At 64.0% G+C, this 22,037-nt stretch carries 25 protein-coding genes and 2 pseudogenes; 12 read left to right on the forward strand and 15 right to left on the reverse strand.

Features of this window, described 5'->3' with window-relative positions:
• The first annotated feature begins 249 nt into the window (after window positions 1-249).
• Window positions 250-723 (forward strand): hypothetical protein, encoded by a 474-nt coding sequence (locus tag R4P64_RS33425; protein ID WP_317824477.1) that lies wholly within the window; start codon window positions 250-252, stop codon window positions 721-723.
• Between the two features lie 74 nt (window positions 724-797).
• Here the strand turns inward: R4P64_RS33425 and R4P64_RS33430 are convergent, their stop codons facing one another.
• Together R4P64_RS33430 and R4P64_RS33435 are read right to left on the reverse strand one after the other, a co-directional pair.
• Window positions 798-932, reverse strand: coding sequence for a hypothetical protein (locus R4P64_RS33430; protein WP_317824478.1), 135 nt, complete (start codon window positions 930-932; stop codon window positions 798-800).
• Window positions 929-1,294, reverse strand: a complete 366-nt coding sequence (locus R4P64_RS33435) for a hypothetical protein (RefSeq protein ID WP_317824479.1) — start codon at window positions 1,292-1,294, stop codon at window positions 929-931. The genes R4P64_RS33430 and R4P64_RS33435 overlap by 4 nt, the downstream gene beginning before the upstream one ends.
• Before the next feature lie 64 nt (window positions 1,295-1,358).
• On the opposite strand from R4P64_RS33435, the gene R4P64_RS33440 reads away from it, so the two are divergent.
• A complete protein-coding gene (locus R4P64_RS33440; protein WP_317824481.1) occupies window positions 1,359-1,724 on the forward strand; it encodes a hypothetical protein in 366 nt (121 codons plus the stop codon).
• 229 nt (window positions 1,725-1,953) lie between these two features.
• Here the strand turns inward: R4P64_RS33440 and R4P64_RS33445 are convergent, their stop codons facing one another.
• Complete coding sequence (locus tag R4P64_RS33445) at window positions 1,954-2,778, reverse strand: glucose 1-dehydrogenase (protein WP_317824482.1); 825 nt, start codon at window positions 2,776-2,778, stop codon at window positions 1,954-1,956.
• Between the two features lie 70 nt (window positions 2,779-2,848).
• On the opposite strand from R4P64_RS33445, the gene R4P64_RS33450 reads away from it, so the two are divergent.
• From R4P64_RS33450 to R4P64_RS33460, 3 genes are all read left to right on the forward strand, one after another.
• Window positions 2,849-3,475, forward strand: a complete 627-nt coding sequence (locus tag R4P64_RS33450; protein WP_317824483.1) for a TetR/AcrR family transcriptional regulator — start codon at window positions 2,849-2,851, stop codon at window positions 3,473-3,475.
• Window positions 3,476-3,950: 475 nt separating this feature from the next.
• Window positions 3,951-4,331: a GIY-YIG nuclease family protein gene (locus R4P64_RS33455; protein WP_411742758.1), complete on the forward strand. Its 381-nt coding sequence runs from the start codon at window positions 3,951-3,953 to the stop codon at window positions 4,329-4,331.
• Window positions 4,332-5,113: 782 nt separating this feature from the next.
• Window positions 5,114-5,572, forward strand: a complete 459-nt coding sequence (locus tag R4P64_RS33460) for a hypothetical protein (protein ID WP_317824487.1) — start codon at window positions 5,114-5,116, stop codon at window positions 5,570-5,572.
• Here the strand turns inward: R4P64_RS33460 and add are convergent.
• The 4 genes and pseudogenes from add to R4P64_RS33480 all read right to left on the reverse strand — a co-directional run bounded on the left by add (window position 5,565) and on the right by R4P64_RS33480 (window position 9,392).
• Complete coding sequence (gene add / locus R4P64_RS33465; protein ID WP_317824489.1) at window positions 5,565-6,536, reverse strand: adenosine deaminase; 972 nt, start codon at window positions 6,534-6,536, stop codon at window positions 5,565-5,567. The two genes, R4P64_RS33460 and add, sit on opposite strands and share 8 nt — an antisense overlap.
• A 69-nt stretch (window positions 6,537-6,605) precedes the next feature.
• Complete coding sequence (locus tag R4P64_RS33470; RefSeq protein ID WP_317824491.1) at window positions 6,606-7,250, reverse strand: hypothetical protein; 645 nt, start codon at window positions 7,248-7,250, stop codon at window positions 6,606-6,608.
• A 21-nt stretch (window positions 7,251-7,271) separates the two neighbouring features.
• Window positions 7,272-7,409: pseudogene (locus R4P64_RS34220) on the reverse strand (hotdog domain-containing protein); the annotation flags it as partial.
• A 789-nt stretch (window positions 7,410-8,198) separates the two neighbouring features.
• Window positions 8,199-9,392, reverse strand: coding sequence for a GDSL-type esterase/lipase family protein (locus R4P64_RS33480; protein ID WP_317824494.1), 1,194 nt, complete (start codon window positions 9,390-9,392; stop codon window positions 8,199-8,201).
• A 113-nt stretch (window positions 9,393-9,505) separates the two neighbouring features.
• Between R4P64_RS33480 and R4P64_RS33485 the strand changes: the two genes are divergently transcribed.
• Together R4P64_RS33485 and R4P64_RS33490 are read left to right on the forward strand one after the other, a co-directional pair.
• Complete coding sequence (locus R4P64_RS33485) at window positions 9,506-10,075, forward strand: TetR/AcrR family transcriptional regulator (RefSeq protein ID WP_317824496.1); 570 nt, start codon at window positions 9,506-9,508, stop codon at window positions 10,073-10,075.
• A gap of 475 nt (window positions 10,076-10,550) precedes the next feature.
• A complete protein-coding gene (locus R4P64_RS33490; protein ID WP_317824497.1) occupies window positions 10,551-10,709 on the forward strand; it encodes a hypothetical protein in 159 nt (52 codons plus the stop codon).
• A gap of 141 nt (window positions 10,710-10,850) precedes the next feature.
• Here R4P64_RS33490 and R4P64_RS33495 read toward each other — a convergent pair whose 3' ends face one another.
• The gene (locus R4P64_RS33495) at window positions 10,851-11,207 is read right to left on the reverse strand and encodes a VOC family protein (protein WP_317824498.1); all 357 of its coding nucleotides are present in this window, start codon (window positions 11,205-11,207) and stop codon (window positions 10,851-10,853) included.
• 52 nt (window positions 11,208-11,259) lie between these two features.
• Window positions 11,260-12,306, reverse strand: coding sequence for an aldo/keto reductase (locus R4P64_RS33500; RefSeq protein ID WP_317824500.1), 1,047 nt, complete (start codon window positions 12,304-12,306; stop codon window positions 11,260-11,262).
• Window positions 12,307-12,377: 71 nt separating this feature from the next.
• Between R4P64_RS33500 and R4P64_RS33505 the strand changes: the two genes are divergently transcribed.
• Window positions 12,378-12,944 carry a helix-turn-helix domain-containing protein gene (locus R4P64_RS33505; protein WP_317824502.1) on the forward strand — a complete coding sequence of 189 codons (567 nt, stop codon included), beginning with the start codon at window positions 12,378-12,380 and terminating at the stop codon, window positions 12,942-12,944.
• 214 nt (window positions 12,945-13,158) lie between these two features.
• Here R4P64_RS33505 and R4P64_RS33510 read toward each other — a convergent pair whose 3' ends face one another.
• From R4P64_RS33510 to R4P64_RS33535, 6 genes are all read right to left on the reverse strand, one after another.
• Window positions 13,159-13,347 carry a hypothetical protein gene (locus tag R4P64_RS33510; protein WP_317824504.1) on the reverse strand — a complete coding sequence of 63 codons (189 nt, stop codon included), beginning with the start codon at window positions 13,345-13,347 and terminating at the stop codon, window positions 13,159-13,161.
• 24 nt (window positions 13,348-13,371) lie between these two features.
• Window positions 13,372-14,913, reverse strand: coding sequence for an alpha/beta fold hydrolase (locus tag R4P64_RS33515; protein WP_317824506.1), 1,542 nt, complete (start codon window positions 14,911-14,913; stop codon window positions 13,372-13,374).
• A gap of 59 nt (window positions 14,914-14,972) precedes the next feature.
• Entirely contained in the window at window positions 14,973-16,916 is a 1,944-nt protein-coding gene (locus R4P64_RS33520; RefSeq protein WP_317824508.1) for a S9 family peptidase, read from the reverse strand.
• A gap of 55 nt (window positions 16,917-16,971) precedes the next feature.
• Complete coding sequence (locus tag R4P64_RS33525) at window positions 16,972-17,622, reverse strand: DUF3159 domain-containing protein (protein ID WP_317824510.1); 651 nt, start codon at window positions 17,620-17,622, stop codon at window positions 16,972-16,974.
• 123 nt (window positions 17,623-17,745) lie between these two features.
• Window positions 17,746-19,269, reverse strand: a complete 1,524-nt coding sequence (locus R4P64_RS33530; RefSeq protein ID WP_317824512.1) for an alpha/beta hydrolase — start codon at window positions 19,267-19,269, stop codon at window positions 17,746-17,748.
• A gap of 43 nt (window positions 19,270-19,312) precedes the next feature.
• Window positions 19,313-19,498 (reverse strand): hypothetical protein, encoded by a 186-nt coding sequence (locus R4P64_RS33535; RefSeq protein ID WP_317824514.1) that lies wholly within the window; start codon window positions 19,496-19,498, stop codon window positions 19,313-19,315.
• Between the two features lie 619 nt (window positions 19,499-20,117).
• Between R4P64_RS33535 and R4P64_RS33540 the strand changes: the two genes are divergently transcribed.
• From R4P64_RS33540 to R4P64_RS33560, 4 genes and pseudogenes are all read left to right on the forward strand, one after another.
• Complete coding sequence (locus tag R4P64_RS33540) at window positions 20,118-20,741, forward strand: TetR/AcrR family transcriptional regulator (RefSeq protein WP_317824516.1); 624 nt, start codon at window positions 20,118-20,120, stop codon at window positions 20,739-20,741.
• A gap of 263 nt (window positions 20,742-21,004) precedes the next feature.
• Window positions 21,005-21,445, forward strand: a complete 441-nt coding sequence (locus R4P64_RS33550; protein WP_317824518.1) for a hypothetical protein — start codon at window positions 21,005-21,007, stop codon at window positions 21,443-21,445.
• Window positions 21,430-21,825, forward strand: coding sequence for a hypothetical protein (locus R4P64_RS33555; RefSeq protein ID WP_317824520.1), 396 nt, complete (start codon window positions 21,430-21,432; stop codon window positions 21,823-21,825). Before R4P64_RS33550 ends, R4P64_RS33555 begins: the two co-directional genes overlap by 16 nt.
• A 65-nt stretch (window positions 21,826-21,890) precedes the next feature.
• A pseudogene (locus R4P64_RS33560) lies at window positions 21,891-21,977 on the forward strand (hypothetical protein); the annotation flags it as partial.
• Between the last annotated feature and the right edge of the window lie 60 nt (window positions 21,978-22,037).

The raw sequence follows: 22,037 nt of genomic DNA on the forward strand, positions 1-22,037 counted from the left end.
CACCATCCTCTATCACAGCGTGCTAGCCTAGCTCGACATTGTCTATCACACTGTACTAATTGCAGAACTAGCGGGGGAAAGATGAGGATTGAAAATTGGCGGTTCCGGCGTGTGCGTGCTGGATCCGGTGAGCCGCTGAGTCGTTACCGTTGGTGGCAGATGTTCGGCAGATCCCTCCGCGCAATCACGCTTCCCTCTTCTGACGGCACGACGTCCATCTACACAGTCGACGTTCGCCACGCTGGCGACATGACTGACGGAGAGATACGCGCGCGCCTCTATGTGGATGGATCGTTGCACTCATTCGCAAGGATGCCGGTCCGGTTTTCGGTCCCGGGCGGTCACATCGAGGTCGCCATCAACGGCTTCGGGCTCAAACGGTGCCACTACGTGCGTCCAGACGGCACCGAGCGGCAACTGAACCCCGATCCCGCATCCGCAGAAGGACGTCGGGCCCGAATGCACCATAGACACCCGGGTTTGAGTCGAGTCGTCGGCCTCGTCTCGACCGCGCTCGTCCTCGCCGGTTTGTGCATCACGGTGCCACAGATCGTCGAAGCGATCTCCCGGATCCCACCTGTCGCCGACACGATCGGAACTTTCACATCTCCCGTGCAATTTCCCCTCCCAGTCAGCTTGCTCTTCGGGCTCGGAGCCGTCGTCGGTAGCACGGAACGTGCCTTGCGGATGCGATCGAGCTGGATCGACGAGCTCGCCAGCTAAGACCTTGAAAGACAACGACCATTCCGAGTGCCCACTCGACCCGGCTGCGGGCGCGGCGATGTCAGCGCAAGCGCCTACGGCGCGACACCCTCCTCGCGCTGGGACTCGATGCGCTCGTAGCCGCCGCCGATGTCGAATCCGTTGTCCGTGGCGAACTCGAACCCGGTGTCGACGCCGATCTCCGGGATACCGCCGTCGAGCGGGCTCACACCGAACTCGGCGCCACCGGTCGCGTGGTCGTACCCGGACAGCCCGGCTTCTGCGGAGTCGATCGACACCTCGCTCTCGCCGTGGAGGCGTCGACACTCAGGTCGACGTCGTCGTAGCTGCCATACGCCCCGTACTCGCCGTCGACGGCGTACTGGCCGCCCGCGTCGATGCTGACCTGAGGGATCCCGCCCGGTGCACCAATGGACACCTCGACACCGCCACCGGCCGAGACGCCTCCCCCGGCTGCGACACACAGCACCCGGCCCTCTGGGGCCTCCAGGAAGACGTCGGCGCCAACGGGTTTCCCGCACACTCGAGATATGCCCTCGTCGTCGACGGTGCACCCTCCGATGTTGGCCACGCTCGACCAGCTCCCGACCAACCCGGGCTAGGGTTGGGAACTCAAATGGGACGGCCACCGCACAATGGCCCAGTTCAAGGCCGGTTCCAGCCGTCTCTTCAGCCGAAACGGCAATGACATCACGGCCACGTTCCCCGAGCTGTCGGACCCGATCATCGGCGTCCTCGAAGGCCGCGACGCGATCCTCGACGGGGAGATCGTCGCCCTCGACGGGAAGGGCCGGCCATCATTCGCCCGTCTTCAGCGCCGGATGCACGTGCTCCGGCCCACCACCGCGCTGCGCGCCGACGTTCCGGTGACCTCTACCTGTTCGATGTCCTCGCTCTCGACGACCACTCCACGACGTCGCTGCCGGACGGCCCTCGAATCGCTGGGCTTCTCCGGGCCGCGGATTCAGTTGCCGCCGTACTGGACCGGCAATCGACGGTGACCGGATACTCGATCTGGCCCGCGAGCATCGCCTTTGAGGGTGTCGTGGCCAAGCGCCTCGATTCCAGCTGCAGGCGGGGGCGCCGGTCCCCCACCTGGGTGAAGCGCCCGTTGAGGGCCAATACGGAGGCCGTGATCGTGGGGTGGGTTAGGCCGACCAGGCTTCACGACGGCAACCAGACGGTCGCTGCGCGCGCAGCTAGAACCACTCGAACGGGTTTCGCTCAGCGTCACGATTCGGAGTCATAGCGGAGCGCGGGGCCAAGGAGCAGGCCCCCGTCGACCACGAGTTCGGTTCCTGTCGCAAAGGCAGCCTCGGGCGAGGTCAGGTAGAGGACGGCGTGGGTGATGTCTTCGGGTTCGGCGAGGCGCTGTATTGCATATGGATCTGCCGAGTAGAAATCGCCGATGGGTTGCTGCCCGGGGACAGTGGGCTCAGTAATGAACGGAGTAGAGACTACACCCGGATGGATCGAGTTGACCCGAATGTTGTCTCGACCCAGTTCCAGTGCGGCAGTGCGAGTAAGTCCGCGCAGCGCCCATTTGCTCGCGACGTAAGGCGCATAGAACGCGGTGCCCGTGTGCGCCATTGTCGAGGCTATGTTGACGACGACGCCGCCCCCACCTCGTCGCATCGATGGTGCGACGGTCTTGATACCCAGAAACTGGCCTGTGAGGTTGATCCGGATTACCCTCTCCCAGTCAGCGAGGTCGGTGTTCTCGATTGTGGCGGCAGGGTTTTGGATTCCGGCATTGTTTACCAAGATCGAGATCGGTCCGAACAGTTGCTCCGTGGCGGCGACCGCAGTCGTCCAGTCGCTTTCGTCAGCGACGTCGATCTTGGCGAACGCTGCCCCGTCACCGAGTTCGTCGACGAGCCTGAGACTCTCATCCTCGGAGATGCCGGCAACCACGACGTTCGCACCGTGCCGGTGATAGGCCCTGACGTGGCTCGCGCCCTGACCTCCAGCTCCGCCCGTGACCAGAACCGTCTTGCCTTCGAAATGCCCCATGAGAATATTCCCGTCCTTGAATAGGTGAGACGAGTGACTCACCTCGCCAAGATTAGCCCGTCGATCCGAGGTGAGTCAAGTGACTCGCCTTAGGGTTTGGCACACTGAGTCCATGCCCGCTGAACCCTCGGCTTACCACCAGCGCGTCGCCGAACAGAAACGCTCTGCGATCATCGGCGCCGCCACGGCCCTGTTCCTTAAGTCCGGTTATGACCGGACGTCATTGGCGAAAGTCGCGGATATGGCCGCAGTCTCCAAGGCCACCCTGTTCAAGCAATTCCCTACCAAGGCGGCACTATTCGAGGCAATCGTCGCCCAGTCGTGGAACATCGACGACGCAAGTGAAATCCAGCCCAAGCCTGGCGATCTGAGCGCAGGGCTCACGTCGATCGGACATGGGTACGTGGACTTGCTTACCCGGCCTGGCATGGCGGACCTGTTCCGCATCGTCATCGCGGAGGTGCCGCGTTTTCCCGAACTGGGCGAAACGCAGTTCGACCTGGGCAAGATGCCGTACTTCGACTCCGTACGCCGCTACCTCGATGCTGAACGCGAGGCCGGCACCGCAGACCTCGACGACCTGGACCTGGCTGCCACCCAATTTCTAGGCATGATCTCAAACTACGTCTTCTGGCCGCGACTTTTACTCGTGCACTGGTCACCTGCCGCGGACGCGACGGCCCACGTAGTGGACGAGGCGGTCGCGATGATGATGGCGCGATACGGAGCGGCACGCTGATCTTTGTCCGCTACTGGATCTGTTCGACCGGGGCCAACCAGGTGTTGCAGTCGACGACAGACTTTGCGTTGAAGCCGGTGATGAACCACTGCCGGGCGTTCGCTGGGCTGGGATGGTCTTCCTACTGCGGGTTCTCGGTACTGGTCGACATCCATGCCAGTGCGTCTCGAAGAACTGCGGCGCGATAGCGCGGACCGCAATGCCAGCGAAGCAATTGGCCTGCGATTCCAGTCGTCGCCAAACGAGGCGCTCGTTGGGGGTTTACAGGACTTCGACGTCGACTCCCCCGAGTTCGGGGTTGCGTTCGTCTCCCCTTTTCGCGCGTGTAGGCGCGGCGGTTTCTGCGCTGTCGTTCACTCGAGTTGTCAGATCGGCAGCCAGGTTGGCGCTCTGGCTGTCCAGCGATGAGTAGCCCGGTCAGCTCAGATTTAGTTGCTCCTGCCGAGCGACCCAGCGACGGCGAAACGCTGCTTCCGTGGCCTCGTCCACGTCGAGGGGTCGGTACGCGAGCCATCGAAGGTACAGACGCTCATTGCGATTGACCCTCGGAAGCCTGTTGGTCGACGAATTGGAAATCGCGCTGCGGCGCGTCGGGTCCGGGAACCGGTTGACGTTCCACACCGGCGAGAAACAACTGTCGGAATGGATGCACGCCAACGCGCTGGTGTCATGGATCGAGAGCGTCGAACCGTGGGAGGCCGAGCACCGGCTGATCACCTCGCTCGATGTCCCCCTCAACTTGGACAGCAACGGCCACAACGAGTTCTACCCGGTACTGGAAACGGTGCGGTCCGAAGCGAGGCGACGCTCCGGTGAGCTACCCATCCTCCCCAACCCCGGAGTCGGCGGACGGTAGCGCCGACAGGCCAGGTTGGATCCTGGCGCGCCGGAGGCGCCTGCTACGCGAGGTCGCCTTCCGAGTCAGATGAGAGTTGTTCGGAAAATCTCTCATTCAGTCCTGCCCGGATTACGGTGCATGTACAGGTCGATGATGCGCTCGAACGCACCCAGCGGACGTAAGACGCGCCCTGATACAACAGCATTCATCAAATGATCCCTTCATCGGTGCTTGGCGCAAATCGGTTGCGCAAGAACATATTCATCGGTGACGACGAGACAGTCGCCCCAAGAGAGGCGGCGACGGGACCGTCACCGCCATCGAGCTCAGGACAGCTACAGGTGACATCCGCGTCCGACATGGCACTGCAGCCGAGAGAGCACTGTGGCGGGCCTGTTGGCGACCGGCTGCGTCCAGTCAGCAGCGGCACCGCCGCTCGAGCCCACTGTGCAGTGGAGCGCCTGTCCCGGCCGGGTCGGGAAATTTGAGGGCGAACGACCGCAGCCGAAGTCAGAAAACACGGGCGGGGGTTCATCGAATTCCCTTCCTCCGGTGGCATCGATCGCCGACGGGGTGGCGTCGAGAACGACTTATTTGCAGCATATTTCACTTCTCGGTCTATTCCAGACCCTGCCCTCAGTGCAGGGTCAAGCCCATCCCCCCCGATGCGTCACTCGCCCCCCGGCGACCCGACAGAAGGATCGGCGCCGACGGGCATCGTCCGAACCATTGCGCCCACGAGCGAACGCTCGTTGTGCCGCTCTCGATGTCGAGCCTTCGGAAAGGAAACAGTCTCTGACATGCACTCCCTCACCCGTCCGATCACGGCCGTCACCGCTGCAATCGCCCTGACGCTCACAGCCTGCGCCGAACCGCACGCCGATCGAACATCCGCCCCCGCGCCTGCCCACGAGGCCGTACTGTCCCCGAGGACATTACGACCGACATCCGGAGTATCGAAGAGCGTTTCGACACGAGAGTCGGAGTCAGCCTGTTCGATACCGAGACCGGCAAGACGATCAGCTGCCGCGGGTCAGAACGGTTCGGCTTCGCATCGACAGTCAAGGTGTTCGCCGCGGCTGAATTCCTCCGGTGGAGCCGGGCCCATTCGCAACGATATCGCCATCGTCACACCACCCGGACGCGCACCGACTCTCCTCACCGTTCGGACCGAAAACAACAACCCTGCAACACCATTCGACAATGCCGTGGTCAGCGACATCGCCGCGGCCGTGTTCGGGACGCTCGAGGTCAGCTGAGGTCGAGAAACGACGCCAGCTTCGAGTGCTCGGCAATGGTTCTGACTTGTGCTTCTGTCAGCCCCACAGAAGTAACGGCGGCGTCGTATTCACGCGACAGGCTCGTCCTGCTCGTCGCCGGATCATCGGTCGACAGAGCGACATGCACGCCTGCTTCCAGCAGCGTCGGTAGTTGATGCTGGCTATAGCTCGATGCTGCCGATGTGTGCACGTTGCTGGTCAGTGCCACTTCCAGAGCAATCTCTCGGATAGCGAGGAAATCCAGAAGGTGTTCATCTTCGACGCTGCGAACGCCGTGGCCGACACGGTCCGGTTGTAGGTGTTCTAGCACGTTCCACACGCTGCGCGGTCCGGCTGCTTCGCCCGCGTGTGCGGTCGTTCGTAGGCCGGCGTCTCGTGCGCTGTCGAAGTGGCTCGAGAAGAGGTCCGGCGCTACTCCGGCCTCGTCTCCGGCAAGGTCGATGCCGATGAACTGCTCACGTCGGTGCAGGATGACGCCCAGTTCTTCTTCGGCGATGGCTGGGCCGAAATTGCGTAGAAGCACCCCGATGAGGCCGACCGGGATCGTGTATTGGCGCTGCGCTCGTTTGATGCCGTCGGTGATGGCGTCGATGGCGGCTTCAGGTGCCAGTCCGGTGCGATCTCGGATGAAGAACGGGGAGAATCGCAGTTCCAGGTGGGTGAGGCCGTCGAGCGCGGCATCTTCGACCGCTTCGAAGGCGATCCTTTCCCAGTCCTCGACCTCGGTTGCTGTCGAGGCGGCCACGTCGATTTTCGCCAGGTAATCCATCAACGTGGGTAGCTGTTCGGTCGTGGATACGGTGGTTGCGAAGTCCGGGTGCCCGGCCAGCGGGTGTTGCCGCGTGTTGGCGAATTCTTCGGCGGTCGCGGGACGGATTGCTCCTTCCAAGTGGCGATGCAGGTCTCCGTATCGCAGGTTCTTTGGCAGGGTACTGGTTGTCATCTGTTTCCTCCTGTGTGGCTTGGGTTTCGAACGATTGCGGTTTCGTTCGTGGTGGCTTTCGCTCGTCGTTCAGGTCAGATTCAGGCGGTGACGTTCGTCGAAGCGGGCGAGCTCGTCGACCACGAAGGCGGCGATCTCTTCGCTGGTGGCGCGGTGGGCGGATGCGATCGCGACAGCCGCGGTGGGTGGCAGGTCTACGGACGGTTGAGCTGTCGTAGATGTGACAGGTATTGGGCGCCAGCAGATTTCGGGTTCCCTCCGGCTTCGTTCGACGTCGTATCCGTGCTTGCTCGTTGCAACTCGGTCCAACAGTATTCGCAGCAACGAAGTGGTAGAGCCGTCGGTGCGGCCACAGCACACCAGTTGCCCTTTGGTGTCGACGACGACAATCGCGGCACCCGCATCGAGGATGGCAGCTCGACGTAGAGCCATTTCCAATGCTTGTAGTGCTCGCGCCGATGTCAAGGACGGCCCGTCGTATTCATTCGCGTCCTGGATCGCGTTGCCCGGAATGATCAGGTGTGATCGTGCCGCGATCATCAACTGCGCGGCGGAATCGTGGCTGACATCTTCCGGCAAGGTCGGACACCACTGCGGGACTTGCATTGCGCGGGCATGCTCGTCGAGAACGACGTACACGGCGACCGCGCGTGTGCACAGTCTTCGCTGCCCAGTCCGGGCGTCGATAGCACGCACGTGAACGGCGACGTGCATGCTTCTGTGGCCGCTATGAATCAGGCGCGCTTCAATTTCGACGATGTTGCCGATGTGAACCGGCTGGAGAAACGTAATGGCACCGATGTAGGACGCCAATGTTCCCCTACCAACCCAGTGTTGCGTGCACACCGCACCTGCATCGTCTATACATTTCATGATGTTGCCGCCGTGGACGTTCCCGCCCCAGTTAACGTCACCAGTCGTGGCGAGCACCCTCAGCGTTTTACGTGGTGCGCTGCTGTCGGTGGTGAAATTCAGGGCGTCGAGTGCGGTATCGATGTGCCGACGTGTAGTGATCTGCGCGCGTGCGAGCCCTTCCAGCTCACGTTCACCATCGGTGGCCGGAACCCATTGATGCACAGAATGGCTCGATCCGTGTTACTCCACTTTCCCAGTGTTCGAACCAGCCGCATACACACCCAGTCTCGCACCGTATCGCGCTTCGAGCTCGACCAGACGATCACTCGAATCTCCAATGCCAACTTTCGATGCCCCAGCCCCTGTCACCTGGTCACCGTTTGCCGAACATCCCGCGACCGGAATCAGCGCCGCCGCAAACAAAATCGAGCGCCGAGTAACTGCATTACCGTCAACCATCGCTGTCACCAACCATTCACAAACATGCCGCCGGAAACCACAACATTGCAACGACTCATGGAATCCACCCGCGCGGCGTTCGGCCAGGTCGTAGCATTCTTCAGCCGTGACCGACGCGGGGAAGACGTCGTCCTTGAACCCGACTCCCGCCGTAGCCTGAACCTCGTCCTCGTGTACTCAATCGTGGTCGGGTTCGTGGCCGCGACGGTTTCTGCGGACTGCGGCATCGGCGTACTGCCCAACGGCATGCTGGCAACGCCTCCACCCAGGACAACATCTGACGCCCTCAAACACCGGCACCAATCTATTCACACGCACATCAGCTTCAGGCTTGCAAGCACATCAGCTTCAGGCCGAAAAGCCGCCGTCGACGGTGAAGGGACCGCCGTCGCCGAAGGCCCGCCCACCGAAACGGTCGCCGATGAGGCGATGAGTTGCTGCATCCGGGTGCAGCTGATCGGGTAGCGGCAAGTCGGCGTGGTCAGTTGCGCCGTAAAGCTCGAGCCCATCGAGGTAATGCACGTTCGGGTCCGATATCGCGCGCTCTGCCACGATGCGCGACAACTCGTCGCGGATGATGCGCAACGTCAGCTTTCCTGCCGCACGCTCGGCCGGATCTCCAGTGGCGACAAATCGCAGCTCTCCTCTGCTGATCGCCTCGAAGTCGAACGCTCCCGGCCCCGGGGTGTCCTCGTGAATCGGGCAATAGATCGGCGAGACCACCAGCAGCGGCGTACTGGGGTGACCTTCCCGGATAGTGTCGAGGAAGCCGTGCACCGTCGGACCGAACGCACGCAGGCGCATCAGGTCGGTGTTGACCACATTGATGCCGAGTTTGACGCTGATCAAATCGGCGGAGGTATCGCGCATTGCGCGGGCGGTAAACGGATCGAGCAGCGCGCTGCCACCCATTCCGAGGTTGATCAGGTCTACACCCGCCAGCGACGCGGCAAGCACCGGCCACGTGGCGGTCGGACTGGCAGCACCGGAGCCGTGACTGATCGAGCTGCCGTGATGGAGCCACACTCGTCGGCCTTCGTCGGATGCAGGGGAGATGACCGCGTCCGTACGTAGGCCGACGATTTCGGTGGTTTCGTTGTGCGGCAGCCAGATCTCGACCTCCTTGAGCCGATCCGACAGGTCTGCGAAACGCACGGTGCTGACTGGTCCCACATCCATTCGCGTAGCACCGGTCGCCATGTCGACAGTGACCGTGTTGCCGCCGGGTGCGACGGCTTGGCTAATTAATTGGCCATCTACCAGCAGGTCATATACCCCGTCCGGTCGCGGCGGGATTCCCGTGTATATGCGTTTGGTGGGCAACGTATCCAGCTCCACGACCGTCGCGCAGGTGCGAAACACCAGCCGGACACCCGAGGGCTGAGCCTCGGCCATTGCCAGTTGCCCATCTGAGCTTTGCGCGCGGGCGCGGGCGGGCAGACGGTGCGGCAGAATTCCGCGCTCAGTGCGCTCGAGTTCGATGGCACCGCGCACTAGCTCCTCGGTGACGGGAGTGGCGATCAAGCCGTTCGGGACATTCATGTGAGTTCTCACTTTCGACAATAAAACTATAGCTGACTTCATATTGCCTATATCTATTAGGCAGATTTGAACGGGCAGGTAGATTACCTCTCGAAGAACGGAGATCGCCGAACATGGCACGTGCAGGACTGACCCCAGAACGCCTCACCCAAGCGGCGGCGGAGCTGGCCGACGAGGTCGGCTTCGAACACGTGACCGTCTCGGCCGTCGCCAGACAATTCGACGTCAAGACCGCGAGCCTCTACTCGCACCTGAAAAGCTCCCAGGAACTCAGAACCCGGATCGCGCTGCTCGCCCTCGAAGAAATGGCCGACCAGGCCGCCGAAGCGGTAGCCGGCCGATCAGGCCATGACGCCCTGATCGCCTTCGCAAGCGTCTATCGCAACTACGCGCAGGTGCACCCCGGCCGCTACGCCGCGTCACAGATGCCGCTCGATCCGCAGACTGCGGCCGCGAGCGCCGGCCCTCGGCACGCACAGATGATGCGCGCCATTCTGCGCGGCTACAACCTCACCGACATCGACCAAACCCATGCGGTGCGCTTGCTCGGCAGCGTCTTCCACGGCTACACCAGCCTCGAATCCTCCGGCGGCTTCAGCCACAGCACACCGGACAGCGAAGAAAGCTGGACCAAAATCCTCGAGGCCCTCGATTCCCTGCTGAACAGTTGGGCGACAAGCTGATTCGCTTTCCCCTAGTTCAGGCAGAAAAGTGCCCGGTTCGAGATCGCCATCGGGTAGGCACCAAAATCGGAGACACCGGCCTCGTGCCACACAGTTTCGTCGACGAGGGTTAGACCGGACCTCTAGCCGATACCCGACTGAACGCCATCCAGTTGATGTGGACGGACTAAATGGAATCGAAGTGGAATTCGAAGGCGTCACTGTACTGGTCGAAGCCCTCCAAGCATCCGGCACTACCTGTGGCGGGCGGTCGGTCAGGACGGCAATGCCGTCTTTCGTTCTGGTCCAGTCCCGCCGCAGTGCGACGTCGGCGAAACACTTCTTCGCCCAAGCTGCTCCGCAAGCATGCTGATACCGAGGGTACTTGTGACAGACAATCACGTTGCGTTGTGGCGCACAAAGACCTGATGCCATCGAACGAACATCGCCGCTCGGAATAGCTGAACAATCGCGCCGAAAACGCACACCGACGACCATGCAGCGAGAACGCGCCAGGAAGTTCTTCCGGTCACCGGATGCAGCACAACGGTTCCTGCCGGTGTTCAGCGCGATCTCGCCGCATTTGCGGCCAGGCCGACACAAGCTCACCACGAGCGACTACCGCTCCGACATGCCCGACCGATTCGCCAGATGAAACCACGTCACCGGCGTACCCGCTGCCTGAACCCGACTCCCCGCCAACAGGATCAGCTCCAACGTGGCCGAATGCTCTCGATCCCCAGTCACGGGGGTCAGTTACGTGGACAGCGTCGGACAGACCCAGGCGAGGGCCCGCCTACCTCGCGTTGAGATCGAACTCGTTGCCTTCAGGGTCGGCGAGAGTGGTCCAACGCACACTGCCGGCGCTTCGCTCGGCAATGATGGTCGCGCCGAGCGCGAGTACGCGTTTGAGCGCCTCGTCGTACTCGGTCGACGCGAGGTCGATGTGGAGGCGGTTCTTGACCGTCTTGTCCTCGGGGACCTGGAGGAAACTGATGCGGGGGCCGCTGATGGCGGGCTCGGCAGCCAGGAGGGTGGCGTGCACGGCGGAGGCGCCGTCGGCGACCTCGCGTCCGAGGACGGCACCCCAGAACCGGGCGATGCGGTGGGCGTCGCGGGCGTCGTACGTGATGCCGATGAAAGTAGTGGTCATGACGGTCCTAGGGATTAGTTGTTGCTGTTGGGGTTAGTTGTTGCTGTTTGGGTTAGATGACGGGAAGGGACGGGGGTTCGAGCAGGCTGCGGTCCCCGTCGAATCCGTGGCCCAGCGCTACTGAGACAGCTTCGTGCGGGGTGCCGAGCTGCGGCGCACTGACCTCGTCAAGGTGTCGGTAGTGCTGCTCGTCGAGTTCCATGTCGAGGGACTTCAGGTAGCCCTCGAGATGTGCGAGGGAGCGGGGCCCAACGATGGGGATCATGGCAGTAGTTGCCAGCGCCACGTGGTGACGTAGCCATGCCAGGGAAACTTGGAGTGGGTCACTGTCGACCTCTTCCGCGATGCGGATCACTGCATCGACCACAGAGCTCTGCTGTGAGCTTCCTTCGACGGCATCTCCGCGAGCAGTCAAACGCCCGATCTCCCCTTGGCGGTACTTGCCGGTGAGTAATCCGCCGGCGAGCGGGGAGTAGAGCATCACCCCCAGACCATGCGCTCGAGCCATCGGTAACAGCTCTCGCTCCGCGGATCGTTCGGCGAGGCTGTACTCGGTTTGTATCCCGACAAGCGGAGCGAGGCCCTGCAGGTCCGCTCGCACTGCGGCACCCGCGGTCCGCCAGGCCGGAAAATTCGACAACCCGCCGTGCAGGATCTTGCCGGAACGCACCAAGTCATCGAAACCGGCCAGGATCTCCTCCAGAGGCGTGGTGCCGTCCGGGAAATGCGGCATGAACACGTCCACATAGTCCGTGTCCAACCGCCGCAGGCTCTCCTCCAACGAGCGAACCATGCTCTTGCGACTGTTCCCGGTCGTGCCGGGGCGCGGCCGCTCCCGACGTGTGCCGCTGTACTTGGTAATGACCACGAAGTCGTCGCGATCCTTGCCCAAGAGCGACCCGAGCATGGTTTCAGCCTCCCCTGCCTGATACAGGTTGGACGTGTCGAATGTGGTTCCCCCCGCGGCCACGAAGGTATCGAAGATCTGGCGGGAGGCATCGGGGCCGGCGCTGGTGCTCGTAGTGCCGAAGTTCGCGGTTCCGAGCGCGTATTCAGAGACTCGAAGTCCTGTTTTGCGCCCGAAGAGCTGGTAACGCATGAGTGCTCCTGTCGGTACTTGCTGGCGTATGCTGCACGAACAATATCAAATAAAACGAAGGATCATTCTTTATGCCCAAGGTAGACCAGGCGCACCTCGACGCGCGACGTCAACAAATCGTGGAGGCCGCTCGCACCCGGTTCACCGATCAGGGGTTTGCCGGCACCTCGATGGCCGACATCGTCGCCGAGGCAGGCCTCTCGATCGGCGCGATCTACCGCTACTTCCGCAGCAAGGAGGAGGTTGTCATCGCCGTCTGCGAGCAGGGAAGCAGCGCGTTCCCCGAGGCCCTGACAGCCGCCGCCATCCATGACTTCCTCGAGCACACGCGAACACTGGCCCGGGAAACGGGGCACGCTCGACTCGTGGCCCAGATCTACGCCGAGGCGGCGCTGTCCCCTGCGTTGGCTGACGTCGTCCAACGACAACTCACAGCCCTACGCGACAAAGTCGTGGAACTCATGCCCGGAGACCGCAATGATCGCACCGAACAGGTCGCCGAAGCATTCGTGGCCATCTGTGTCGGCTACAGCCAGCAGCTGGCCGTGTGCGGCGACGTCGACTCCGCACCCTTCAGCGCAGCCTTGACGACGATGATCCGTGGTGTGGACGACCAGACGCCAAGCCACAAGCTGTGACGTCCAACCGGTAGCGAGAACTGCACCGAAGACAATTCACAGGACCGAGACCTGATCGGTCTTCATGTGCGGGAATAGTCCGAACGTCCCAGCCAGGGCGGCATCACCACTCTGCACGTCATCCGTGCCGCAGAGGCCGCCCCGGCAAATATCCTGTTCTAGCGCTACCCGAGCGGACATCACGCGGCGGGGAGGTCGGGAGAGCGGGGCACCGCTACCTCGCGGCATCACCATACGTGTTGCTGCGCACCCGATCACGCAGCAGTCCGGTCAACTGACGCCGCCGAATCATCACCGACGCGAGTATCGCCACCGCGGATACCACGCTGGTCCGGTTCCCGATGAGGACGTCGCCACTCGCACTGCCGGTCGCTGCGGCGGACGCCGCCCGCCGCGAGGACACCCAGGTTCATGGCGTCGACACGGCTCAGATGATGCAGCGGGCGCCTGCCGGCGGTATGACGAGGTCGACGAGATAGTCCGCCACGATGTCGTTCACGCACGGATCGGCGCCCAAGAACGCGATGGTGTGTTGTTCGCCGTCCACGGGGAGCAGCGTTCCGCCGAGGGTGTCCGCGAGGTTCACACCTCCTTCGAATGGTGTGGACGGGTCACCCGTGATCGAGATGGTCAGGGTGTCGGGAAGTCCCTCGACGTCGCTCGCGTAGGGAATGCCGAGAGTCGGTTCTGCAGGCCAGAATTCGCAGGGATCCCGGGCCCCGTCCGGCCCGAGCCCGGCGTCGGCGAACGGCGCGATCGCTTGAATTCTGCGTTTGAGCTCGACTTCCTGCTCGGGTGTGTTGCGTTCCTCGTCCATGCAGTTGATGGCGTAAAGCGCCTCGCCGAAGTTCGGGAACGTGCCGTCGGCGTCGCGGCCACCGAACACGTCGAGGATCTTCAGCATCGTGTCGGCCTGCCCCGCAGCGACTTCGGCGATCCCCTGATATATGACGGGCCATACCGCCGAGTCGTAGAGGCCGGCGACGACCGCTCCGTACGCAGCGTCGAAATCCAATCGGCGTCCGTCCTCGGTGACGATGGGAGTGTCGAGGAGAGGTCTGACAATGGCCTGGAACTTCTCGACCGTCATGCTCGGGTCGGTGCCGAGCGGGCACTCGGGGGTGGCCGCGCATGCCGCGGCCATCTCGTCGAACGAGCGCTGGAAGCCGGTGAACTGATCGACCCTCCGGTCCGCGGTGCTCTGCTTCGGATCGATGGCACCGTCGAGGACCATGGCGCGCACGTTTTGGGGAAACATTTCGGCGTACACCGCCCCCAGACGCGTTCCGTAACTCTGGCCGAGGTAACTCAGTTTCTCGTCGCCGAGCACCACTCGAAGGATGTCCATGTCCCGCGCAGCATCCCGTGTTCCGACGTGGGCGAGGACGTCGTCGCCGCCCGAGCGCTCGGCGCAACGTTCGACCAGGCCGCGCGAGCCGTCGTCCGACAGCGTCCTCGACCCGGTGAGCACCGTGGTGTACGCCTCCCCGGCCTCGTTCTCGGCGTCGGTGAAGCAGTCGATCGCAGGAGTGGACGCACCCACCCCACGCGGGTCGAAGCCGATCAGGTCGAACCTCTCGGTCACCGGACTGTCCGCCAGCGTCGTCGCGCCCGCGGCAGCCATGCTCATCCCCGGCCCGCCGGGGCCGCCGGGGTTCATCAGCAGCGACCCGATCCGCTCACCTCTCGCCGGAGCCTTCAGCAGTGCGATCTGCGCCGTTCGGCCGGTGGGGTCGTCGTAGTTCAACGGCACAGTCACCCGAGCGCACTCGAAGGCCGGGTCCCCGGCGAATGCGGTGTCGTCGGCCGACGTCACCGCGTATCCGTCACATGGCTCGAACGCCACGGCCTGGTCGTAGAAGCTGCGCAGATCGGGCTGCGGCTGCGGCTGAGCGCACCCGGCGAGCACCAGGAACGTGGTCGACGCGGTGGCGATGATCGCCCAGGATCTGGTTCTCGAACTAGACATCTGCGTGATCGACTCCGATCGGTCGGGTTCCGTTGTGGTGCGTCGTGCTCTCGCGCCAGTCACGACGACGAGCCGTTCAACGCGTGTAGGGCGCGGCGATCTGGAGAGAGTTCGCGTCCACCCAGGTGTGCGGCGAGGAAGCGCTCGACTTCCCTGTAGAACGTGATGTTGTTCTCGGGGTTGACGAATCCGTGCCCTTCGTTGTCGAAGACGAGGTAATCGACGTCGACCCCACACGACCGGAGTATGTCGACGACGTTATCGGATTCAGCTCGGGTGACACGTGCGTCGTTGGCTCCCTGCGCGATCAGCAAGGGTGCAGTGGCCGCGTCGAGCCTCGTGATCGGAGACCGGGCGAGCATGTCCGCCTCCTGCTCGGGATCGCTCGGGTCGCCGACGAATCGATACCAGTTGTTGACCAGGCCGGCCCGGAGAAAGGGGGGTTGCGTCCTCATGAAGTTGGCGAGGTCGGAGATCCCGACCGCGTCGACGGCTGCGGCGAAGACGTCAGGGGTGAAGGTCGCACCGACCAACGCCGCGTACCCGCCGTAGGAGCCGCCCATGATCGCGACGCGCTCGCGGTCCGCGTACCCCTGCTGAACTGCCCAGTCGACCGCGTCGACCAGGTCGTCGTGCATCGCGCCCGCGAATTCGCCCACGGCGGCGTTGGTGTGGGCCTTCCCGTACCCGGTGGAGCCGCGGAAGTTGACCTGCAGGACTGCATACCCGCGGTTGGCGAGCATCTGGACGCCAGGGTCGAACCCCCACGAATCTCGGTACCACGGGCCGCCGTGCACGAGCAGCACCAGGGGCAGCGCAGTAGGTTCCTGGCCGAGGGGCAACGTCAGATAGGACGGCAGGGGGCGGCCGTCACGAGCGGTGATGGTCACCGGCGTCATCGGCGCCATCGCGTTCGGATCGAGGTGCGGGAACGGGCGGAACAGTCGGCGGCTCGCCCCGGTGGCGTGGTCGTAGAGGTAGGTGACGGACGGGTCTCGGTCGTGCACGAAGCTGACGGTCCACCGCAGACCGCTCCGGTCCGAGGTCAGCTCGCCGATGTCGCCGTCGGAGAGTTGCTCGAGGGCACCGAGGATCTCGGCGAACGCCGGGTCGAGGGCTCGTATCTCCTGACGCTCGCCCAGGTATCGGACGCCGAGGAGGGCGCCGGTAGCGCAGTCACAGATCAGTGGGGGCGAGGTCTGTGCGACGGCGCGGCGGACAGCGTCGAGTTCGAGTGTCGGATGCGAGTCGACGAGGGTCTCCTCGCCGGAGTCGAGATCGACGCGGACCAGGTGGGTCAGGTCTCGTCCGCGGGTCGATCCCATCCACAGCCCGGTACCGTCCGGGGTGATCTGGGTCGGGGTGATGCCCACCGGGTAGTCGGTTGCGTCGAAGGACGCGATCGGGTGCCTCGTTCCCGACTGGTCCACTCGCGACAGCCTCAGGTGGCCGTCGTCGGTCATTTCCTGCTCGACGAGGATGCCGCCCGCGCCGAGCATCACCATCCGATCCGTCCCGGAACTGTGTCCGATCAGTTCGATCTCACCCGTTGCGACGTTGATCGTGTGGAGGTCGAACTCGGCGGGGTTCCGCGCGTTGAGCAGCACCGTGTAGCTGCCTGCCTGACCCCGAACCGGTTCGAGAGCGATCGCGCGTGCCCCGGGGAAGGGTGTCAGATCGACTGCGGGACAGCGGGAATCGTCGAGGTCGACCCGAAACACGTGATAGTTCTCGTCGCCCCCGGTGTCCTGCAGGTACAGCAGCCACCGGGGGTCGTCGGTCCACCGGAAGTGCATCACGCTGCGGGTCTTGTCGGCGCTCACGCACCGAGCGTCGGTCTCGGCGGAGAGGTTGGCGGCGATGTCCTGCACCCAGACGTTGAGCCGGTTCTTCCACGGTGCGAGGAAACCGATCCTGGTTCCGTCCGGGGAGATCCGGGCGCCGGCCGCGGCGGGTGCACCGAAGAAGTCGTCGATCGCGATCAGGTCGGGCGCGATGGTCATGTGGTCCTTTCGGGAGGTGGGTGGGTAGCGGCCGGAACGTCGGACGCAGTCGATATCAGCGGACGAAGTGCGTGGTCGAGCGTCGGAAAGCCCAGACAGTGACCAGCACGGCGAGAACGAACAGCGGAGTGCCCATCGCGATCTTCGCGACGGCGAGCCAGCCGGTGGCGTCGGTCTCGTACAGCCAGTCCTGGACGAGGTAACGGGCGCCGAAGAGCACTGCGAAGGTCAGTGTGGCGAGGTCGTGGGAACGGAGCACCGATGAGTCCTTGCGCCATGCATATCTGTTGCGGTGCAGAGCGTTCCACAGAATACCGGTCAGGGGTCTCCGAACGATCACCGATGCGAGCGCGACCACCGCGGACACCAGGCTGGTCCAGATGCCGATCAGAAAGTAGCCGCTCGCACTTCCGGTCACCGCTGCGACGCCGCCGGCGGCGAGGACACCGACGAGTCCACCACTGGCCCCGGCGATCGGTTCACCGCGCTTGACCCGGAAGACGGTGAGCACCAGGGCGATCACCGCGGCGGCGACGATCGCGACGGGCAGCGTCCAGATCGCATTGGCGACGACGAAGACCACCACCGGTGTCGCGGTGTAGATCATGCCGCTGGTGCCACCCATGCCGTCCATCAGCACCGCTGCGGCGTCCGTGGGTACTGCGTGGTCCGTGGTGGGCGCGTCGTCGTGCGGCGGGTTCGTCATGTCACCCTCCTTGTTCATCGAATGATGTTCGCTGACAACCAGAGTCGTCGCGACATGGCGCCGCTACCAGTGCCAGTACCCACCGGTTTCGATGACACGGTCATCGACCGCTCATGACGGATGTCATGGGCCCACCGGACAGGTGGTGTCTTCCTCGGGCATGGCGCCGTCGACGAGGTACTCGGTGACAACGCGTTGCGCGCAGGGGTTGGTGCCGAGTCCGAAGACGCCGTGCCCACTGCCGTCGACGGTCAGCAGCCGCGATCGTTGCCCGAACCGTTCATCGAGCAGCTCGCCCCCACGCACGGGAGTGACGGGATCCCGCCGGTGCTGCGCGATCAGGATGTTCGTCGGCCCTTCGGTGTCGATGGTGACCGGCGGCTCGGCTGGCACGGACTCCCAGAACGCGCACGGCATGATGTTCGCCGCCGCAGCGCCGAAGAGCGGGTACGCGACCCTGTCGGCGGCGACGGCCTGCTCGTAGGTGCTCACCTCGTGCGGCCACTCGACATCGTTGCAGGTGACCGCGAGGAACACAGACCACGCGTTGTCGCCGGCCGAAAGAACTGGAGCACCCACCGGAAGGTCGCCACCGACGCCGGCCGCGAGGCCGTCACGGTACGAGACCCAGGCGTCGGCCGTGGTCTCGTAGGAGGCAGGGTTGTAGAGCGTGACGAAGGTGACCAAGCGGAACGAGCGCCCGTCGACCCCGTCCACCGGTGTGGCATCGAGCCCCGACGCGATGGCGAAGTAATTTGCCCGTACCTGCTCCTCGGTCGCCCCGAGACCGTAGCGGTCGTGACGCTCTGCGACCCACCGGGCAAAGTCCGGGAACGTGTCCTCCATTCCGCGGGCGTAGCGCCGCATCCCGTCACGATCGAGATGGGTGTCACCGATGTTGCTGTCCAAGACGATGCGATCGGTGCTGTCGGGGAACATCGACGCGTAGGCGGCGCCGAGCGCCGAGCCGTAGGAATATCCGAGGAAGCTTGCCGTGTCCTCGCCGAGGGCAGCCCGAATGCGGTCGAGGTCGCGCGCCATGTTCGCCGTGCTCACGTGGCGCAGCATCCCGTCGTCGTCAGCGGCGCACCTCCGTGCGACTTCCTTGGCGGTGCGCACCTGCTCGTCGAACGCCGCCTGGTCGTAGGCGTACGGCGGGACCGCGCCGTAATAGTGCAGGTCGTCGGTGAAGCCGCAGCTGATGGGGCTGGAGTGACCTACTCCGCGGGTGTCCATGCCTATCAGGTCGTAGCTGTCCAGGACGGACTGCGGAATGCCCCTGTCTGCGAGGAATCTCGGTTGGTCGAGTCCGGTGCCACCTGGTCCGCCCGGGTTGAGCAAGAGCACCCCTCGGCGTTGCTCCGGCTTCTGTGACGGCAATCGCGAGATCATGATGTCGATCTGCCTTCCGTCGGGGTCGTCGGGGTCCACCGGTACGGGCACCGACGCGCACTGCAGGCGCGCGGGCCCGTCCGCGGGGTTCTCGACACCGTCAGGGCAGGCGGACCACTCCATCTCGGACACAGAACTCTGTTGTGGCACCGAAATTTCGGGCTGTGAGCTCGTCGGCGGCGCCGAGCATGCTGCAAGAAGTAGGCAGGTCGCGGCTGCGGCCACAGCAGCCGTTCGGGTGTGCTGTCGGTTCATCGATGTCTCCCTGGGCGTTGATGTGGGCTAAACAGGTCGCAGATCAGTTGCCGGCGGCATCGAGCAGCCAGTGATAGCGCAGTCTCAACGCACGTTCCGTGCTCCCCGCCGCTGCGCCGACGGTCAGGGCGATCGTCAGCCACACCGGAAGGTCCAGAGGTACAGAGATGACACCGATTGATTCGGCGATCGGCGGAATCTGCGACACCGATTCGACGATGTAGAGCACGAGCGAGACGACTCCGGTGAGTACGAGAGCGATCGAGGCGATGCCGATCGAGGAACTTGCCAGAGGGGGTCGATGGCCCGAATCGGGCGCGGCGCCCCTCGCCCGAACGTGGATCGGGACTCCTTTGCCGCTCGCGCCCCGTCAGCGGCGACGAAGTGCCACCGCTTGACGCCGAAACCGCTCATGGCCACTTCGATGTCGCCGCCGTCGACGGGAAATGCAGCCGGCAGCGCCGAATGCGCCTCACACTTCTCGTTCCGATACAGGTCGGCGACGACCGAACCGGAAGCGTGGTTCTGCCGGTGACGAATGTCGACCGGCCAGTCCGGCGTACCGGAGCCCGATAACGGAAGGTGGAACAGCGCGCGGCCGAGCAACTGCCACCACCGGAACGGCTGCAGCGCCCACTCGTCGCCGGGTCGCACCCGACCTGACGCTCGGCGGCGTCTGATTCTGTCGAACACTGCTCTACTCCTCCTCCGCTGGCCGAGCTACTAGCACGCTGTACTGTCAAGAGCGATAAGGCGACGTTAGCACAGTGTGCTAGCACAGCGTGCTTGTGTCGGCTGCGCGGCCGCAGCACCGCACCGAGGCTCACCTCGCGAAAGAGGATGATCGAATGACGACGGACGAGAAGAGCGGTCAGGATTCTCGCGCGAGAATCCTCATCGCGGCGTGCGAGATGATCGGGGAGGACCCGGCGTCGACGCTCAGCGTGCGGGCGGTCGCCACACGTGCCGGCGTCAGCATGGGATCGCTCCGTCACCACTTCCCGACCCAACGTGCGTTGCGCGAGGCGGTGCTGACGACGATCTACGACGTGGTGACACCGGACGCCGACATCATCCACGATCGGTCCTTACCGGCTCGGGACCGTCTGGTGCAGTGCCTGAGGCAGGTTCTGGCGCCCGCGGTCGGCGCGCAGGCACGGCGCGCACTGATCAGTACCGTCGAGGCCTTCGTCGCACCCGAACCCACGGACGAGATCCGGGCTTCCTACCTCTCTTTCACCAAGGAAGGCCAACGCAGAGTCGAGCACTGGCTCAGTGTTCTCGCCGCAGAGGGAGCTGCGCCGCACGGCGATCACGCCCTGAACGCCGCGTTCCTGAACACGGTTCTGAACGGCCTGTTCCTAGACCGCGCGATGCCCACCGATTCCTCGACGTTGCAACGAGAAACGGCGATTCTCTACCACGCGGTCGACTCGGTCCTCGCGCCGCCACGAGCGACACCGGCGTCCTGACAACGGACGCCGAACGCGCGACATCGCTCACCAGAGCGGTGACAGTCAGCGGAATGACGCCGCGGCAGCACTAGCGCTGACATCGCGCGGAATCACGCGGAATCGACGATGAGCCACCACCTCAGGCGACTCCACAAGACGGGCATGGTGGTGTCCGGACGCCGAGGACTGAACGTGCACTACTCCGCACGCCCGGAGGCGCACAACGCGCTCCGGGGTGTTCTCGACTCCGCCTGCTGCAGCTGAGATCAGCCCGAGCTGCGGTGACCGCCGCCGTCGTCCGTCGCGTCGACTCGAACCATGGCAACCAGATCCGTGATCTGATCGTCAGCGCACCGCAGCAGCTGCGTGAACCACTCAGCGGGCTCCGTCTCGAGATCCAGGTTGCTCGCTGCGCAGCCTCCCGACCGGGCTCTGGTGAGCAGGTGGAGCAGGCGACGAAGCGCTCGCTACGCCACTTGGCTCGCCGTCACCAGGCGCTTTCGGCGGAGATCGCCGAACTCGACCGTGACATCGACGAGCTGTGCGCTGCAGCCAACCCAGCGTTGCTGGCCGTCGACGGCGTAGGGCCGGAAGTCGCGTCGATGCTCCTGGTCGCAGCCGGCGACAACCCCGACCGGATGCGTCACGAAGCCGCGTTTGCCGCCCTCTGCGGCGCGAGCCGGTCCAAGCATCTTCGGGCAAGACCGTGCGTCACCGACTGAACCGTGGCGGCAACCGCGAAGCGAACAACGCACTCTGGCGCATCGCCATGGTCCGCCTCGCCCACCGTCACCATTCCACCGAGGCTTACGTGCACCGCCGTCGCGAGGAAGGTAGGACCGATCGGGAGATCATGCGTTGCCTCAAGCGCTACATCGCACGGGAGGTATTCCACGCGCTCACCAATCCCGAAGACGTCCCCCGAGCCGTTGACCTGCGCCTGCAGCGCCTCACGACCGGTATCTCGCTTGCAACCGCTGCCGGCCACCTCGGCATCACCGTGGTGCGGCTATCCCGTCTCGAGCGCGGCATCGTGCACTCGGCCGATCTTGCAAACACCTACCAAGACTGGCTCAACACTCAACCATCACCAGCCGCTTGACACTGATAGGAGCATCCAGGGTTCCGAAATGGCCCGTCACACTTATGATCGTGCGATCGCTGGGCGTACCGGTCTACTTCTGCGATTGACGTTCCCCGTGGCAGCGCGGTTCGAACGAGAACGCCAACGGGCTGTTGGAATGGACCCCAAAAGTTGGACACCGAATCTAGGTATCCTTCTTCAGGGAGTAGTCAGATGCACTCGAAAAGCAC

Origin of the sequence: Rhodococcus sp. IEGM 1366 (assembly GCF_033142425.1) — a bacterium.
Lineage (GTDB): Bacteria > Actinomycetota > Actinomycetes > Mycobacteriales > Mycobacteriaceae > Rhodococcus_F > Rhodococcus_F globerula.

What these genes read in the sequence shown, in the direction of transcription:
- R4P64_RS33440 (WP_317824481.1), top strand. Translation starts at nt 1,359, where the DNA reads ATGGCCCAGTTCAAGGCCGGTTCCAGCCGTCTCTTCAGCCGAAACGGC.
- R4P64_RS33460 (WP_317824487.1), top strand. Translation starts at nt 5,114, where the DNA reads ATGCACTCCCTCACCCGTCCGATCACGGCCGTCACCGCTGCAATCGCC.
- R4P64_RS33515 (WP_317824506.1), bottom strand. Translation starts at nt 14,913, where the DNA reads ATGTCTAGTTCGAGAACCAGATCCTGGGCGATCATCGCCACCGCGTCG.
- R4P64_RS33495 (WP_317824498.1), bottom strand. Translation starts at nt 11,207, where the DNA reads ATGACCACTACTTTCATCGGCATCACGTACGACGCCCGCGACGCCCAC.
- R4P64_RS33480 (WP_317824494.1), bottom strand. Translation starts at nt 9,392, where the DNA reads ATGAATGTCCCGAACGGCTTGATCGCCACTCCCGTCACCGAGGAGCTA.
- R4P64_RS33470 (WP_317824491.1), bottom strand. Translation starts at nt 7,250, where the DNA reads ATGCACGTCGCCGTTCACGTGCGTGCTATCGACGCCCGGACTGGGCAG.
- R4P64_RS33530 (WP_317824512.1), bottom strand. Translation starts at nt 19,269, where the DNA reads ATGAACCGACAGCACACCCGAACGGCTGCTGTGGCCGCAGCCGCGACC.
- R4P64_RS33525 (WP_317824510.1), bottom strand. Translation starts at nt 17,622, where the DNA reads ATGACGAACCCGCCGCACGACGACGCGCCCACCACGGACCACGCAGTA.
- R4P64_RS33490 (WP_317824497.1), top strand. Translation starts at nt 10,551, where the DNA reads ATGCAGCGAGAACGCGCCAGGAAGTTCTTCCGGTCACCGGATGCAGCA.
- R4P64_RS33540 (WP_317824516.1), top strand. Translation starts at nt 20,118, where the DNA reads ATGACGACGGACGAGAAGAGCGGTCAGGATTCTCGCGCGAGAATCCTC.
- R4P64_RS33520 (WP_317824508.1), bottom strand. Translation starts at nt 16,916, where the DNA reads ATGACCATCGCGCCCGACCTGATCGCGATCGACGACTTCTTCGGTGCA.
- R4P64_RS33500 (WP_317824500.1), bottom strand. Translation starts at nt 12,306, where the DNA reads ATGCGTTACCAGCTCTTCGGGCGCAAAACAGGACTTCGAGTCTCTGAA.
- add (WP_317824489.1), bottom strand. Translation starts at nt 6,536, where the DNA reads ATGACAACCAGTACCCTGCCAAAGAACCTGCGATACGGAGACCTGCAT.
- R4P64_RS33450 (WP_317824483.1), top strand. Translation starts at nt 2,849, where the DNA reads ATGCCCGCTGAACCCTCGGCTTACCACCAGCGCGTCGCCGAACAGAAA.
- R4P64_RS33505 (WP_317824502.1), top strand. Translation starts at nt 12,378, where the DNA reads ATGCCCAAGGTAGACCAGGCGCACCTCGACGCGCGACGTCAACAAATC.
- R4P64_RS33425 (WP_317824477.1), top strand. Translation starts at nt 250, where the DNA reads ATGACTGACGGAGAGATACGCGCGCGCCTCTATGTGGATGGATCGTTG.
- R4P64_RS33485 (WP_317824496.1), top strand. Translation starts at nt 9,506, where the DNA reads ATGGCACGTGCAGGACTGACCCCAGAACGCCTCACCCAAGCGGCGGCG.